This is a genomic window from Nocardia sp. JCM 34519.1 (genome assembly GCF_020361265.1).
Taxonomy (GTDB): domain Bacteria; phylum Actinomycetota; class Actinomycetes; order Mycobacteriales; family Mycobacteriaceae; genus Nocardia; species Nocardia arthritidis_A.
In genome coordinates this window covers 1-14928 of record NZ_JAIRBR010000017.1, presented here as the reverse complement: position 1 = coordinate 14928, position 14928 = coordinate 1, and the positions used below count along the sequence as shown (strand labels likewise).

The 14928-nt window shown below is 66.8% G+C and carries 14 protein-coding genes and 1 tRNA gene; 8 read left to right on the top strand and 7 right to left on the bottom strand.

From position 1 onward, the window contains the following. Positions 1–72: 72 nt before the first annotated feature. A complete protein-coding gene (locus LGY53_RS31745) occupies positions 73–1779 on the bottom strand; it encodes an aldehyde dehydrogenase family protein (RefSeq protein ID WP_225730378.1) in 1707 nt (568 codons plus the stop codon). A gap of 160 nt (positions 1780–1939) precedes the next feature. Between LGY53_RS31745 and serS the strand changes: the two genes are divergently transcribed. Next, complete coding sequence (gene serS / locus LGY53_RS31740) at positions 1940–3202, top strand: serine--tRNA ligase (RefSeq protein WP_225730377.1); 1263 nt, start codon at positions 1940–1942, stop codon at positions 3200–3202. Between the two features lie 175 nt (positions 3203–3377). After that, complete coding sequence (locus tag LGY53_RS31735) at positions 3378–5168, top strand: bifunctional diguanylate cyclase/phosphodiesterase (RefSeq protein WP_225730376.1); 1791 nt, start codon at positions 3378–3380, stop codon at positions 5166–5168. 23 nt (positions 5169–5191) lie between these two features. Here the strand turns inward: LGY53_RS31735 and LGY53_RS31730 are convergent, their stop codons facing one another. Then, positions 5192–5440 carry a hypothetical protein gene (locus tag LGY53_RS31730; RefSeq protein WP_225730375.1) on the bottom strand — a complete coding sequence of 83 codons (249 nt, stop codon included), beginning with the start codon at positions 5438–5440 and terminating at the stop codon, positions 5192–5194. Next, positions 5441–5776 carry a DUF6247 family protein gene (locus LGY53_RS31725; RefSeq protein ID WP_225730374.1) on the bottom strand — a complete coding sequence of 112 codons (336 nt, stop codon included), beginning with the start codon at positions 5774–5776 and terminating at the stop codon, positions 5441–5443. A gap of 151 nt (positions 5777–5927) precedes the next feature. Here LGY53_RS31725 and LGY53_RS31720 point away from each other — a divergent pair, with 151 nt between their 5' ends. After that, a complete protein-coding gene (locus LGY53_RS31720; protein WP_225730373.1) occupies positions 5928–7187 on the top strand; it encodes an oxygenase MpaB family protein in 1260 nt (419 codons plus the stop codon). A 24-nt stretch (positions 7188–7211) separates the two neighbouring features. Here LGY53_RS31720 and LGY53_RS31715 read toward each other — a convergent pair whose 3' ends face one another. Continuing rightward, a complete protein-coding gene (locus tag LGY53_RS31715; protein WP_225730514.1) occupies positions 7212–8750 on the bottom strand; it encodes a Rieske 2Fe-2S domain-containing protein in 1539 nt (512 codons plus the stop codon). A 42-nt stretch (positions 8751–8792) separates the two neighbouring features. Continuing rightward, on the bottom strand, positions 8793–9695 hold the full coding sequence (locus tag LGY53_RS31710; RefSeq protein ID WP_225730372.1) for a hypothetical protein: 903 nt from the start codon (positions 9693–9695) through the stop codon (positions 8793–8795). Positions 9696–9816: 121 nt separating this feature from the next. On the opposite strand from LGY53_RS31710, the gene LGY53_RS31705 reads away from it, so the two are divergent. Both LGY53_RS31705 and LGY53_RS31700 read left to right on the top strand, forming a co-directional pair. Next, the gene (locus tag LGY53_RS31705) at positions 9817–10566 is read left to right on the top strand and encodes a 1-acyl-sn-glycerol-3-phosphate acyltransferase (protein ID WP_225730371.1); all 750 of its coding nucleotides are present in this window, start codon (positions 9817–9819) and stop codon (positions 10564–10566) included. A 13-nt stretch (positions 10567–10579) separates the two neighbouring features. Then, positions 10580–11335 (top strand): 1-acyl-sn-glycerol-3-phosphate acyltransferase, encoded by a 756-nt coding sequence (locus LGY53_RS31700; RefSeq protein ID WP_225730370.1) that lies wholly within the window; start codon positions 10580–10582, stop codon positions 11333–11335. Between the two features lie 65 nt (positions 11336–11400). Here the strand turns inward: LGY53_RS31700 and LGY53_RS31695 are convergent, their stop codons facing one another. Then, positions 11401–12264 carry a helix-turn-helix domain-containing protein gene (locus LGY53_RS31695; protein WP_225730369.1) on the bottom strand — a complete coding sequence of 288 codons (864 nt, stop codon included), beginning with the start codon at positions 12262–12264 and terminating at the stop codon, positions 11401–11403. 86 nt (positions 12265–12350) lie between these two features. Here LGY53_RS31695 and LGY53_RS31690 point away from each other — a divergent pair, with 86 nt between their 5' ends. Continuing rightward, a complete protein-coding gene (locus LGY53_RS31690; RefSeq protein ID WP_225730368.1) occupies positions 12351–13235 on the top strand; it encodes an NAD(P)H-binding protein in 885 nt (294 codons plus the stop codon). A 59-nt stretch (positions 13236–13294) separates the two neighbouring features. Next, the gene (locus LGY53_RS31685; RefSeq protein WP_225730367.1) at positions 13295–14164 is read left to right on the top strand and encodes an SDR family NAD(P)-dependent oxidoreductase; all 870 of its coding nucleotides are present in this window, start codon (positions 13295–13297) and stop codon (positions 14162–14164) included. Positions 14165–14176: 12 nt separating this feature from the next. Here the strand turns inward: LGY53_RS31685 and LGY53_RS31680 are convergent, their stop codons facing one another. Further along, a complete protein-coding gene (locus tag LGY53_RS31680) occupies positions 14177–14614 on the bottom strand; it encodes a GNAT family N-acetyltransferase (RefSeq protein ID WP_225730366.1) in 438 nt (145 codons plus the stop codon). A 110-nt stretch (positions 14615–14724) separates the two neighbouring features. Between LGY53_RS31680 and LGY53_RS31675 the strand changes: the two genes are divergently transcribed. After that, positions 14725–14800 (top strand) — tRNA-Gly (locus LGY53_RS31675). The last annotated feature ends 128 nt before the right edge of the window (positions 14801–14928 follow it).

Here is a 14928-nt window from a genome sequence, read left to right as displayed (position 1 = left end):
CGGCTCGTCATCGACAGACATCGCGATCCATCATGGCAGTGTCCGGGGCGCGGTGCCACGACCTGCCCGGATTCAACCGCGGAAGGCGGACAGGAAAATCGCGGGCAATTTCGCCGGGCTCGCCGTTGCGTAGAACTCGGCGAGCTTGCGTCCGGTCGCCGCGGCGGTGGCATTGTCGACGAACCACGGCGGCTTCGGTGAGAGCGCCAGCTCCCCGCCGAACAGTGAGCGCGGCGCGGGCCGGAACGGCCCGTACACCACCGTGCGCTCCACGTCTTCGAGCAGAAACGCGTTGTGCACCACGCCGATTCCGCTCTGTACATCGTCGAGGGTGTGTCCCGGGAACGCGCCCCACGCCGCGCGCGGGGTCAGGAACGCCAGCCCCGTCCAAGCGTTCACCGCGATGGTGCCGTAGCGCAGCCGTTCCAGGGCGCGGTCGACGGCGATGCCGAGCCTGCGCCTGGTCGCGGGGTCGACGAGGACGTTCGCGCCGAGCGTCCCGCTGACCTCGCCGTTGACGAATTCGACCGCGTGATGCAGGAATTCGCTGCCGTCGTATGGCAGTTCGACGACACCGAGCACCGGTGAGAAGTATTCGGTGCGCAGCAGCGGGTTCGCGGTCGCGGGAACCTGCCGCACCAGCACCCGGTTCGCCTCCGGGCCGAGTCGTTCGGCCGAGGGATAGGACGCGAGCGCCTCGGCTACCCGGCCGTCGCTGCCCGGGTAGTAGGCGGGCCGCTGCGGCGCCGCGGCGATGGCCGCGCGCAGTTCGGCCAGGAACCGGTCCTTCAGCGGCCAGTTCTCGGCGAGTACGACGGCCTGGGTCGCGACGCAGTTGTAGCCGCCGTTGTGCAGCCGCTGCGTCGCGACGTGCTCGGCCTGGAAACGCAGATCGGCGGCGGACCACTCGCCGGGCACCACGATGGTGGGTGAGACGCCGCCGAGCTCGCTGGTGATCGGCTTGTCCAGCAGCGGACGCCGTTCGGCCCTGCGCTGTTCGGCCTCCGGACCGGTACCCCAGACGATCGTGTCGTGTGTTTTCGCGCTGCCGGTCATGTGCACGTGCGCGATATCGGGATGATGCACCAAATATTCGCCGGTATCCGCGCCGCCGGTCAGTACGCGCAGCACGCCCAGTTCGAGATACGGCTCGAAGACCATCTCGAATATCGGATACATCGGGTCGGTGACCGGGTTCAGCTTCAGCGCGACCACCCGGTTGTGCGCGTACAGCTCGTACAGCACGTCCAGCGGCGGAATCGACATGACGTTGCCCGCGCCGAGTACGACCCCGATGCCGCCGGTCGCGGTCGGGTCGAGTTGTCCGAGCCCGGCGCGTCTGCGCGCGGTGGCCGCGTCCACCCCGGGCCGCAGCCATACCTCGCCGCGAAAACCGCTGAGCAGCAGGCGATCATAGATATTCAGCGGCAGGATGGGCACGCTCACCCGGTCGCCGGGGGCGGTGCCGAGGTGCAGGCCCTCCAGCGGGCTGTGGCCCGATTCCAGGGCCGCCAGCGTCGCCGCCAGCGCGGACGCGCCCTGCAGCAGAGCCAGCGGACCGGACATCCATTCCTCGCCGACCAGCGGTGAGTCGGCGTCCAGATGTTTGATCGCGCTGGCCGTCGCCACCCATTCCGGTGCGTAGCGGGCGGTGCGCGCATGCAGTTGGTCGAGCAGTTCGCGACGGCGGGCCAGCGGTGTCGCCGCCCACACTTTCTCGCCCGCCGCCAGCTCGGCGAGCGCCGCGTCGATGGCCGATTCGTCGAAAGTCGTTCCCACGAGCCAACTATGCGCGCGTAATGGGCCTTACCGTCGCGGTACCGCCGATATCGGCGTGAAACGGAAATAGCAAACCACTAGGCGAGTGCCTCGCGCAGGAGCTCGGCCCGGCGCGGTCTGAAGGCGACTTCGTCGGCAGCGCCTATTAGGCTGGTGGCCCATGATCGACCTCCGATTCCTGCGGGAAAACCCCGACGCGGTCCGCGCGTCGCAGCGCGCCCGCGGCGAAGACCCCGCCCTCGTCGATGCCCTGCTCGAGGCGGATGCCGCGCGGCGGGCGGCGGTGGCCACCGCCGATAAGCTGCGCGCCGAGCACAAGGCGATGGGCAAGCTGATCGGCAAGGCGAAGCCGGAGGAGCGGTCCGCGCTGCTGGCGCAGGGGCAGGAGATGTCGCAGCAGGTCAAGGAGGCCGAGGTCGCGCAGACCGCGGCGGACGCCGAGCTGGAGGCCGCGCACCGCGCCATCTCGAATATCGTGCTCGACGGTGTGCCCGCCGGCGGTGAGGACGATTATGTCGTTCTCGAAACCGTCGGCACGCCAAGGGAATTCGACTTCGAGCCGAAGGATCACCTGGAGCTCGGCGAATCGCTCGGCATGATCGATATGGAGCGCGGGGCCAAGGTTTCGGGCTCGCGGTTCCACTTCCTCACCGGTTACGGCGCGCTGCTGCAGCTCGGCATGCTGCAGTTGGCGGCGCAGCGCGCGGTGGCCAACGGGTTCACCATGATGATTCCGCCGGTGCTGGTGCGTCCGGAGATCATGGCGGGCACCGGCTTCCTCGGCGCGCACGCGGCCGAGATCTATCACCTGGAGGAGGACGACCTCTACCTGGTCGGCACCTCGGAGGTGCCGATGGCCGGATACCACGCCGGCGAGATCATCGATCTGAGCGCGGGCCCGGTGCGGTACGCGGGTTGGTCGTCGTGTTTCCGCAGGGAGGCGGGCAGCTACGGCAAGGACACCCGCGGCATCATCCGGGTGCACCAGTTCGACAAGGTCGAGATGTTCGTCTACTGCAAGCCGGAGGATGCCGAGGCGGAGCACCGCAGGCTGCTCGGCTGGGAGCAGGACATGCTCGCCGCCGTAGAGGTGCCTTACCGGATCATCGACACCGCCGCAGGCGATCTCGGCAGCTCGGCGGCGCGCAAGTTCGACTGTGAGGCCTGGGTGCCCACCCAGCGGACCTACCGCGAGCTCACCTCCACCTCGAACTGCACCACCTTCCAGGCGCGCAGGCTTTCCATCCGCTATCGAGACGAGCACGGAAAGCCGCAGATCGCAGCGACTTTGAACGGTACGCTGGCCACCACGCGGTGGATTGTCGCCATTCTGGAGAACCATCAGCAGGCCGACGGTTCGGTCCGGGTGCCCGCCGCGCTCGTCCCGTTTGTCGGTACCGAGGTGCTGCGCCCGGTTCGGTGACAAGCCGAAATCCGCTGTCCGCAAATTAGCCACGTGTTCGCCATGTCGGATTCACGGGATGTGGCTACTGCCGGGATACGTTGTGTCTAGGCTATTCACCGTGCGAGGAATCGGGTCTCGCGGCGATACCCGAACCCGGGTGCGGGCCGCGTCTGCGCTGGCGACGGCTATGGTCATGTCCCGGACCACCGGGGCCTTCTACGTCATGGGGGGCGCGCTCGGGCTGCTCATCACCGGCATCGCCCCGGGGAACGAGGGCAATCGGGCGCTGGTCGGTTGGGCGGCCGCCATCGCGCTGCTACTCGGGCTCAGCCTGCTCGGCTGGGGTCCCCGGGTGCCGCACGCGATCCACCACGGATATGTCGCCATCGCGACCATCCTGGTGACGATCGCGGTGTACGCGTTCCCGAATACCGTTGGGGCCATCAGCCTTGCCGCGTTCTACGTATTCATCGCCTGTGATGCGGCGCTGTTCTTCTCCTGGCCGCTCGCCGCGGCGCATATCGGATTCGCACTGGTGCTGTGCCTTTGGGTGCTGCCCGCGCGGCCGGTGCATCCGGCGCTGCCACTGTGGTCGGGATTGATTCCGGCGGGGGTCACCTTCGGTGTCGGCGTGGTGGTCGGCATCCTGACCAGGATGGCCTCGGAGGCCGATATCGATGTGCTCACCGGGTTGCTCAACCGGCGTGGCTTCGATCGGGCGCTGAACTCCGCGATCGAACAGGCCACCCGCGGCGGGCAGGGGCTGGCGCTGGTGCTCGTCGATCTCGATCGCTTCCAGAAGATCAACGATCATCTCGGGCATCGCGCGGGAGACGCTGTGCTGCAACGGGTTGCCGACACCTGGTCGAAGCTGCTGGTGCCCGGGCAGCGGCTGGCCCGTTACGGCGGTGACGCTTTCGCGCTGCTGCTGCCCAACACCACCGAGCAGGCGGCGATCCTGCTCACCGAACAGCTGCGGGCGGCGGTGACGACCGGCTGTTCGGCGGGCGTCACCTCATGGCAGCCGGGCGAATCCGGATCGTTGCTGGTGAGTCGCGCCGATGTGGGTCTGTACCGGGCCAAGCAGGCGGGGCGCAACCGTACCGTGCTGGAATCGTCGCGGCAGCTGCCGCTGGCGGTCGAGTTGCGGGAGGCGATCGATCGCGGCGCGCTCGACGTGCACTATCAGCCGATCGTCAGCCTCACCGAGGGCGGCGGCAAGGCGGTGGGTGTCGAGGCGCTGCTGCGCTGGTCGTCGAGTGCGCAACCGGATGTCACCACCGAGGGTCTGATCCGGGTCGCCGAGGAGTACGACCTCATCTCCGATCTGGACGAGCTGGTGTTGCGCCGCGCCTGCGCCGACGCCGCGCGGCTGCAGGAGACCTTCGCGCAGCTGGATTTGACGCTGAATGTCAATGTGAGCGGGCTGGAACTGGCCGAATCCGGTTATGCCGACCGGGTTTCCAACATTCTGGCCAGCACCGGCTGGCCCGCGAACCAGCTGGTGCTGGAGGTGACCGAGAGCGAGCTGGCGGCCGAATCCCAAACGGCCATCGGGAATCTGCACACGCTGCGCGAGCGCGGCGTGCGGATCGCCATCGACGATTTCGGCACCGGTTACTCGTCGCTGAGCAGGCTGGCCACGCTGCCGAGCGACATCCTCAAGGTGGATCAGTCGTTCGTCGCGGCCATCCGCTCGGATTCGCCGGCGCCGCCGCTGCTCGGGGTGATCGCGGCGCTGTCCAGCGCGCTGGATCTGCAGGTGATCGCGGAGGGCGTGGAGACCGAATACCAGGCCGCGGTGCTCACCGAACTCGGATTCGCCCTGGCGCAGGGCTACCACTACAGCGATTCGCATCCGGTCTCGGAGCTGATCAGCGACCTCAACGAGGGCAACGGGCGGGTCGGCTCCACGGTGCCGGGCCGGGAACTCGGCGGCGGAGATTCGATGCACACCGCCAACGGTTGGCTGCCCCTCGGGTAGCGGTCAGCCAGGTGGCGAGGCCCTCAGCCCAGCCACACCAGCCTGAGCAGGTGGACTTCGCGTTGCCGGTCCGCGATCAAATAGACGAGCTGGCCGGATCCACCGAAAACCCATCGTCGAACGGCGCCCTCGGGGTTGTCACGATGCTGTGGTTGACCAGACCAGGGTTCGATTTCGAGCACGCTCAAGACTTCGGCGTAAGCGAGCAATGCCTCTGTCGGAAGAGCCGCAACCTGATCTACGACAACGGAGTCAGGGATGATGCGGTACAACTAACCCTCCAGACGTTGCCGTATTTGGGCGCGCATCTCCTCAACTGTTGTTCTCGCATCAGGGTTACTGCCGGTTCTCGAAATGAGCTCGGCCTTCGCCTGGAGACGGAAGTAGCTACCAGGGTCGCGCATCTCGTCGTACGCAATGAACTGCCAGTTCTGCAGCATCGAACGGATGGTGGCGAGCTCCTTGGTCTTTTTGGCTTCCTCCAGCACGGCATCCCATTCACGGTCGAAAATCGCCAGCAGCGCGGGTGACAGAGTGGCGCGTATCGATGCCGGATCAGCTGCGGGCGGAACCGGGACAGAATCGGGTGCTGCGGCGGGGGAGGCCATAGGAACACAATAGCCGTCGGTAACAGCAGGTGCTTACGAGTTTCTCCCGGATCGAGCCGTTACGCATCATTCTGGCATAGCGTCTTGCCAGAATCGGTGAAACTGTGAGACGGTTTCTGTCAGATTCCCTACTCGATTGGGGTGCGATGCAATGACGCATGACACAGTGACCTATCTGCCGACGCCGCGACTGTTCACGGAGTTTCCGTTCCGGCAGGCGGTACCGCTGCTGGCCCCGGGGGATCTGCGCTGCACCGCCGCGCAACAGGCCTCGTTCCGCCGCTTCGCGCAGCTGGGTGATCCGCTGGCCGATGACGTTGTCGCGATGATCAAGCGGCTGCCCGCGGGTGTGGGACGGCAGATGTTCGAGGTCGCGGTGGCGCAGGGCATCGCCGCGGTGCCGGATGCGCCGCCGGAGCTGATCGCCTTCTTCGAGCAGGTGGAGTCGGAGCCGTACTGGCTGGATCGGTCGAAGCTGGATCGCGGTGCCAGGGTGGTCGGGCGGACCGGCGTCTGGGGCGGCATCGCGATGGGCATGTTCGCGCTGATGGGCGGCTATCTCGCATCCCGGGCGGATAAAACGCTGGTCGGCACGGGTGATCTGGACGCACTGGCGCCGCGCCGGCTCGCGGAGACCACCCAGTGGTGGCTGGATGTCACGACTCCCGGTGGGCTGGAACGCAATTCGGTCGGTTACCAGAGCGTGCTGCGGGTGCGGCTGATGCACGCGCTGGTGCGGTCGGGCATGAACAGCAGGCCGGACTGGGATTACGCGGCCTGGGATCAGCCGGTGAACCAGGTGCTGACGGTCGGCACGCTCGGCCTGTTCTCGATGGCGAATCTCGTTGGCACCCAAGCGCTCGGGCTGCGCTTCTCGGCCGAGGAGAAGGATGCGGTCTTCCAATTGTGGCGCTACATCGGATATTTGCTCGGCATCGATCCGCAGATCCTGCCGACCAGCGAATCCGATACCTGGCGGGCCTACTGGATTCTGGCGGATACCGAATTCATTCCGGACGACGATTCACGGCGCCTGGCTCAGGCCTTGATGTCCGCCGCGGGCGGGCTGTTCCTGGCCGAGGACACGGCGGCCAAGCGCGCGGTCCGCGGGCTGGTCACCCAGTATCTGGTCGCGTACAGCCGAATCATGCTCGGGCCGAGCAATTCCGATTTTCTCGGCCTGCCCGACAGCCGCTTCTTCCAGGCCGCGGTGGTGACGACCGCACTGGTGAACAGCGTCCTGGAGGTGCCGCGCCAAATACTGCCCGGCGCAACGCGTTTCCAGGAGAGGTTGGGTGCGCGCCTGCGGGCCCGCCTGGTCCGCGGCTCGATCGCCCGCAACGGCGGCGACCGCACCTACGCCAGGCACGACACCTTCGCGACAAATCAGCGGACCCTGCGCGCCGGTTGATCTAGCGCGAATCCGCGGGGTAGGTCAGCTCAGCTTGCGCGAACGCAGTTCATGACCCTTGGAGGTCTTACAACGGCCCGACTCCAGGTCCCACTGCCAGCCGTGCAGGTTGCAGGTGAGGGTATTGCCTTCCACCACACCGAATTTCGACAGGTCGGCCTTGAGGTGCGGGCAGCGGCGCTGCACCTCCCAGCCGGCGATCTCGGTGGACGCGGAATCGTCGTGCGCCTCGGCGAACCAGCCGTCGGCGTAGGCGATTCGTTCGTCGGTGAGGCATTTGAAGAAGGTGTAGAGGAATTCGTTGTATCCGCCGATCCGCCACGCCTGGAACCGGGTGGACAGGAAGATGGTGTTCACCCAGTCGGGCTCGTTATCCCGCAACACGGTGCGCACCAGCTCGGGCGCGATGCGGAATCCGTAGCGGTACTTGCCTTCTCCGTCGATGGGCTGGCGCACCACCCGCTTCGGGAAGTCGAGCACGACGGTTTCCTCGCCGATCACCAGACCCACCGGATAGCCGATGCCGTCGCAGATCAGGTCGCTCTGCGCCATGATCGGCTCGAACAGCGCCTTCAACGGCTCCAGCAATGAGCCTTCTCCCGTTGCCCAGGAAGCCTTTTCGGCCTCGAGCACCGGCGCCAGCCGCTGCGCCATCAGCTCGATGTACTCGGCCTTGTTGTCGTAGATCAGGCCGGGTTCGAACGGGTGGGTCAGCGCGAGCTCGGCGCCGCGCACATCGGCGACCGAACCCGGAATCATCAGCACGCCACCGGAATTCCCGTGGATGCGCATCTGCTCCAGGAACACCATCTGGTCCGGGAAGATATTGCCCTCGTCGCCGCGATCGTCGTTCAGGTAGCGCAGTTCCGGATCCAGGAAGACCGGCGGCCCCGCCGATGGCACCACCCAGGTGGCGCCGACCTGCTCGATATAGCTGCGTGCCCGGTCCATGCCGCGCTGGCGCTTCTGCTTGCCGAAATTGGATTTGGTGCGCGCCGGAATGTCGTACACCATCGGATACCAGATCGCGCCCGAGTACTGCAGCAGGTGGATATCGATATGCCCGAACGCCTCGTGCAGCACGTCCATATCGACAGGGCGGGCGTCGTTCATGTTGAAGCAGGTGGTCTCGCCGTCGGACACCACCAGGCCGGAGTCGCCGATCGGTCCGTCGGCGGGCGCGCGCAGCGCGATGATCATGATGTCCAGTTCGCCGCCCGGACCGGTCACCGTGTGCTTGACCGAATCCTCGGTCTCGAAGAACTTGTGGAAGCCGAGCTTTTCCAGCTCCCGCCGCAGGTCCGGCACCGGATAGTCCGGCAGCAGCACCGTCGCGTCCTTGTTGACGTGCTCGGCCAGATTCTTCGCGTCGAAGTGGTCGCGGTGCAGATGTGAGACGTACAGGAAGTCGCAGTTGCCCAGTTCGTCCCAGTCGAGCTGGGTGTTGTCCGGAAACGGGAACCACGAACCGAAGTACGCGGGATTGACCCAGGGATCGCAAAGGATCGACCCGGCCGCGGTGCGGATATGGAAACCGGCGTGTCCGACGCTGGTGATCTGCACGAGCTGTTCCTCCTGACCGTTACCAGCCATCCAGGGTAGTGGTTATGAAGAAACGTCGCCGATGCAGTAGCCGTGCGCGGTTTCGGCCAGGGTGAAGGTGCGGGTCTGCGTCACGCCCGCGGCATTGGTGACCGGCACCTGCACGCTGACATAGTCCTGCCGCAACCGTTCCGAACGGATCTCCTGGTCCGCGAATTTGGTGACGCCGGTGAGCTTGCCCGGATTGTTGGCCAGTGGCGGCTCGATGGGTTTACCGCTGCCCGTCGGATCCCAACTCGCGGCCCCGCAGATGAGCGGATAGTGGCCCTCTTGGTCGGCCGGATCGAGTGGCGTGCCGACGAAGCGGGACAGGTAGCGGCGCACGGCGTGCCGCGCGTCGGCCTCGTTGTAGCCGATATCGGTGCCCGCCGGATACACCCGTGGGCAGGTGTAACCCCATGAGATTGTGTTCGGGTCGGCGACGACGGTGGTGCCACGGTACTTCCAGACCAGGCCGTCCTCGGTGACCGCGCCGGGTTGGGCGAGTGCGGCCAGGATCGCCGGCTTGTCCTGGTACATGTCGGCCACGTTCTTCGGGGCGATGGTCCAGCATTTCGCCTGCAGCTCGGTGATCGAATCGGTTTGCAGGTCGGCGGCCCAGAGCTGCAGCCCGGCCGGGCCCGAGTCCCGGCCGGGAAGGGCGCCGACCGGTGGTGCGTCCAACGGCACCTGCCGCCGGGTCGACGTGGCGGGCGCGCTGGTCGTCGGCGTCTGAGTGAGTGCGGGGATCGCGGCGGGTGGCGTGGTGTGCCGGGCCGGCCGATTCGCGTCCTCCGGAACGCCGACCACGTTGTCGCACGCGCCGACCAGCAAGGTTGTCGCGACAAGTACACCGAACCACACCCGCTCGCGGGTCCGCGCCGACTTCAGCTCGCGCACACGGGTTTCCGGTTGAGCGGGTTCCACTTCGACGGTCCTCTTCCATAGGCGTGCGGTGGGGCGAATACGTGACGCGCTGTCGTCGCGGCACGCGCGGCGCAGCGCCGCACTGCCGGATGGGACAGTCTGCGACTACGCTAGCGGAATTGTGGAACCCGTCTACCGGACCGTCATCGGCCTGGCCCGTACCGTCTTCTTCATTCAGGGATTGAAGTTCACCGTCAAGGGCGATGAGCACATTCCCGCCACCGGTGGTGCCGTGCTCGCGGTGAACCACACCGGCTATATGGATTTCACCTATGCCGGTCTGCCCGTGCGCACCCCCAAGCGCTACATCCGATTCATGGCCAAGAAGGAGGTCTTCGACGACAAGATCTCCGGGCCGATCATGCGCGCGCTCAAGCATATTCCGGTGGACCGGTCGGCGGGCGCCGATTCATATAAGGCGGCGGTCGACTACCTGCGGCGCGGCGAGCTGGTCGGCGTGTATCCGGAGGCGACCATCAGCCGCAGCTTCGAGATCAAGGATTTCAAATCCGGTGCGGCGCGGATGGCGATCGAGGCGCAGGTGCCGATCATCCCGATCGTCATCTGGGGTGCGCAACGGGTGTGGACCAAGGGGTTCCCGAAACGGTTGGGTCGCACCAACACCCCGATTTTCATCGCGGTCGGCGAACCGATCCAGCCGTACGAGCCCGCCGCCGAGCTCACCGCGCAGCTGCGCTCGACCATGCAGCGAATGCTGCTCGACCTGCAGCAGGACTATGTGCACGAGCCGGGCGCCTATTGGGTTCCGGCCCGGCTCGGCGGCAGCGCTCCTACCCTGGAAGAGGCCGACGCGATGGATGCCGCCGAGGCCGAGGCCAAGGCCGCGCGCAAGAACACGGCCGATCAGTAGCGGAGTTTCACCAGTGCAGCGGGAACCGGTTTACGACATTCTCACCGGATTGGTCCGCACCATCTTCGCGGTGCAGGGGTTGCGGATCCATATCCAAGGGCAGGAACGCATTCCGCGGACCGGCGGGGCCGTTCTCGCCGTGAACCATACGGCCTACCTGGATTTCATGGAGGTCGGGTTGGTCGGGCGCAATTCCGGCCGCAATGTGCGCTACATGATGAAGGCCGAACTGGAGCACGGCATCGTCGGCTTTCTGATGAAGCACTGCAAGGCGATCGGCGTCGACCGCACGGCGGGCGCGGAGTCGTACGCCCGGGCCGTCACGGCCCTGCGGGACGGTGAATTGGTCGTCGTCTATCCCGAGGCGACCATCAGCCGCAGCTTCGAACTGAAGGAATTCAAATCCGGTGCGGCGCGGATGGCGATCGAGGCGCAGGTGCCGATCATCCCGGTGGTGATCTGGGGCGCGCATCGAATCTGGACCAAGGATATTCCGAAAAAGCTTGGGCGGCATCGTTTTCCGATCAACATCCAAATCGGCGAGCCGATCCCGCCCGACCCGCCGACCGACGAATTGACCGCGACGCTGCGGACGCGCATGGGCGAATGCCTCGAAGCGGCGCAACGGGATTACCCGATGGAGCCGGGTGCGCGATGGGTGCCCGCCCGGCTCGGCGGCACCGCACCGACGCTGGAGCGGGCCGCGGTGCTCGAGCAGGAGGAGATGGCCCGTCGGCGGGCGAAAGCCGCTGAGCGCCACCGGGATTGACATGGCGAGGTATTCCGCGCCTCTGTTCGCCGGCAACGCCGAAGCGGACGGCATTGTGTCGAAGATCAGACGCGCGTAATCGACTGGCACGGCGTCGGTGCCGGGAAGTCGCCCCGGAAGAATCTGGTGGGCGGAACCCCCATGAGCGCACGGAAGTCCGCCGCCAGATGGGATTGATCGTAATAGCCGGTGTCGGCCGCGACCCGCGCCATAGAATGATCGCGGATACGGTCGTAATAGCCGGTGGCCGTAGTGATTTGGGTTAACGGATGGTAGCCCGCCCTGGCGATGACGTGCCGCACGCGATTGATCCTGGCGTAGTGCTTGGGTGAGACGCCGACCCCGGTCGCGAAGAGGTTGCGCAGCTGCCGTTCACTGATGGCCAACGTGGTCGCAAGCTGTTGCACCGGCGCGGTCGCCGTTGTCAGTGCGGTGACCGCCGAGGTGAGCAGGGTACGGTGTGCGCGCTGCGTCGGATCCTCGGAAATTCGTTGCGGCAGTGTCTCTTCCAGGTAAGGCAGCACATCGTCGGGTTCGAGCTCGCTGAGCGCGTCTGCCAGCTCGCCGGCGACGCCGGGCAGATCCGCGAGCCGCACGACACGGTCGGTGATCGCCGCGGCCGATACGCCGAGCAGCGGCCGGGTCGCGCCCGGCGCGAGCCGCAGCCTGACGCATCCCGCGCCCTTGTCGGCCCGTGCGTAGGTGGCACGGGTGCGCGGGCCGAGTACCAGTGCGTCGCGGCGACCGGATTCCGACGTGCGCAGCGCGATGGTGGTCACCGCCTGTGGCACATGCGCGAATGGCGTCGGCTCGCGGCGAACGTCGGGGATATGGCCCACCTCGGTGATCCACGGCCGCAGCGATTCCGGCGGCGGCATCGGCTGTTCGATGTCGTCGGCGGTCATGACTGCCGTCGGTGCGCTGCTCACCGAATCCACTTTAAGCAGTTCGCGGCTGGTCGGCCGTGCCGGTTTTTCCTATCCGTCGCGGCATCGCGGCGAGCAGCGTGATCCGCATGATCGTAATTACCGGTGCCACTGGCACTATCGGTGGCGAAATTGTCCGACAGCTGGCCGCGCGGGGCGAGAAGGTGCGCGCGGTGACCCGCGATCCGGGGCGGGCCGACCTGCCGCCGAGTGTCGAGGTGGTGCGCGGCGACTACCGCGACGCCGACTCGATCGCGGCGGCGCTGGCGGGCGCCGAGGCCGCATTCCTGGTCGGCCAGCTCGGCCCGGGCTATGAGGATCTGGATCCCGCCCTGGCTCATGCGGCACGCGACGCCGGAGTGCGGCGGATGGTGAAGCTGTCCGCGATCGGCACCGGCGAGCCCGGCCTGCCCGACTTCAGCAAACGGCATCTGCCCGGCGAACAGGCGGTGCGCGAGAGCGGCGCGGTGTGGACGATCCTGCGCCCCAGCATGTTCGCCACCAACACCCTGAGCTGGGCTCCGGCGATCCGGGCAGGTAAACCGGTGCCGAATATGACCGGCACCGGCGGGCAGGGCGTCACCGATCCGCGCGATATCGCCGCGGTCGCGATCGAGGCGCTGCTGTCCGATGCGCACGCGGAGCGGATCTACACCCTCACCGGACCGGCCGTCCTCAACACGCACGAACTCGTCGCGATCCTGTCCACCGTGCTGCACCGAACGATCGAGGTCGCCGACATTCCGTTGGATGCGATGAAACAGCACATGATCGACGCGGGCATGACCCCGGAATTCGCCGAACTCGCGGTCGTCGGCCAGACCTACGTGCGCGACAACGGCAACGCGGTGATCACCGACGATGTCGAAAAGGTCCTCGGCCGTCCACCGCACACCTACGCCCAATGGGCCGCGGACCACGTCGCGGCCTTCCTCACCGCGCCGCTGCCCGGCGCACGCGGCAAACATCTGTGAAATCGGTTGTGCCGCTTTCTCCTAGAGCGCGCGGGCAGTGCGACGGCATCGTGAACGACATGATCGTTATCACCGGTGCCACGGGCGCCATCGGCAGTGAAGTCGTCCGCCAGCTGGCCGCGCGCGGCGCGAAAGTCCGTGCGGTATCGCGGAATCCGGAAAAGGTCGCGGTGCCCGCCGGCGTTGAGGTGGTGCGCGGGGATTTGGCCGAACCCGCATCGATGGTCGCCGCGATGACCGGTGCGGAGGCGGCCTTCCTCGTCGGCCAACTCGGCCCCGAGTACCTCGAATCGGATCCAGCCCTTGTCGATGCGGCGCGCGCGGCCGGTGTGCGCCGCATCGTGAAACTCTCGGCGATCGGGACGGGCGAACCGGGCGGCGCCGCGGTCAGCACGTGGCATGTGCCGGGCGAGCGTGCGGTCCGGGAAAGCGGATTGACCTGGACGATCCTGCGGCCCAGCGGTTTTGCCTCCAACTCACTTGGTTGGGCCGCGGAGATTCGGGCCGGTCGGCCGGTGCCGAACCTGACCGGAATCGGCGCACAGCCGTGGATCGATCCGCGCGATATCGCGGCGGTGGCCGTCGAGGCGCTGCTGTCCGACGCCCATGCCGGACAGACATACACCCTCACCGGGCCTGCGGGGCTCAACACGCACGAGCAGGCCACCGTGATCGGTGCCGCCCTCGGCCGCAAGCTTCAGGTCGTCGACGTGCCGGACGAGGTAGCGCGCGAACATCTGCTGGCGGCGGGCCGGTCACCGGAATTCGTCGAAGCCGCGCTCGAGGCTCAGGTGATGCTCCGCAAAACTGTCGACGTCACCATCACCGACGACGTCGAAAAGGTGCTCGGTCGTGCGCCCCGCACGTACGCCCAGTGGGTCGCCGACCATATCGATGCATTTCGGGCAGACAGCCGATCCTCCCGGTAACTCGGTGCATCCTCACTCGAGAGTCCGGCGATAGGTAACCGAATCACGGGCGGTGAAACCGGCGCGGCGGTACAGGCGATTAGCGGCCGCACGCTCCGGGCGTGAGGTCAAATCGACTGTGCGGGCGCCCTTTTCGCGGGCCAGGTCGACGGCGGCAGTGGTGAGGTCGAAGGCGATACCGCGGCCGCGAGCGGACTCGTCGACCACCACATCCTCGATCCTGGCCCGGATGCCCGTCGGAATCGGGTAGGTGACCAGGGTCAACATGCCGACGATCGCGTCATCGAGATATGCGACGAACAAGGTGTTGGACTCGGCGGACAGCAGCTCGCCGAGCCCATCCACCGACCACTCGCGCGGCGAACTGGACAACTGACGATTCAACGCGGACACCGCACGCGCGAGCTCCGAAGTGGCCCGCCGCGCAACCTCGATCCTGACCCCACTCATGCCGCCAACCTATGCGATCCGACACCCGCCGACCGGGGCGGTTTGGTGGAACGAGGGTATGGCGACTAAAGTTCACCAACGCAAGACGTTGCGAAAGCAGCGAAAGGCGCGCGAATGTAGCGCAGTTGGTAGCGCATCACCTTGCCAAGGTGAGGGTCGCGGGTTCGAATCCCGTCATTCGCTCCACGAGTAGCAGGCCCATACCCATGGAGGGCATGGGCCTGGCTCGTTTCGCCATGTTTTGTGGGGGCGCAGCCCCCACGCCCCGCGCGGGCGGGGGGGGGGCCCCCCCCCCCCCCCCCGGGGGGGGGGGG

Excerpts from the sequence above, each read along its gene's own strand:
- LGY53_RS31735 (WP_225730376.1), top strand. The coding sequence starts at position 3,378 with ATGTCCCGGACCACCGGGGCCTTCTACGTCATGGGGGGCGCGCTCGGG.
- LGY53_RS31690 (WP_225730368.1), top strand. The coding sequence starts at position 12,351 with ATGATCGTAATTACCGGTGCCACTGGCACTATCGGTGGCGAAATTGTC.
- LGY53_RS31685 (WP_225730367.1), top strand. The coding sequence starts at position 13,295 with ATGATCGTTATCACCGGTGCCACGGGCGCCATCGGCAGTGAAGTCGTC.
- serS (WP_225730377.1), top strand. The coding sequence starts at position 1,940 with ATGATCGACCTCCGATTCCTGCGGGAAAACCCCGACGCGGTCCGCGCG.
- LGY53_RS31725 (WP_225730374.1), bottom strand. The coding sequence starts at position 5,776 with ATGGCCTCCCCCGCCGCAGCACCCGATTCTGTCCCGGTTCCGCCCGCA.
- LGY53_RS31720 (WP_225730373.1), top strand. The coding sequence starts at position 5,928 with ATGACGCATGACACAGTGACCTATCTGCCGACGCCGCGACTGTTCACG.
- LGY53_RS31680 (WP_225730366.1), bottom strand. The coding sequence starts at position 14,614 with ATGAGTGGGGTCAGGATCGAGGTTGCGCGGCGGGCCACTTCGGAGCTC.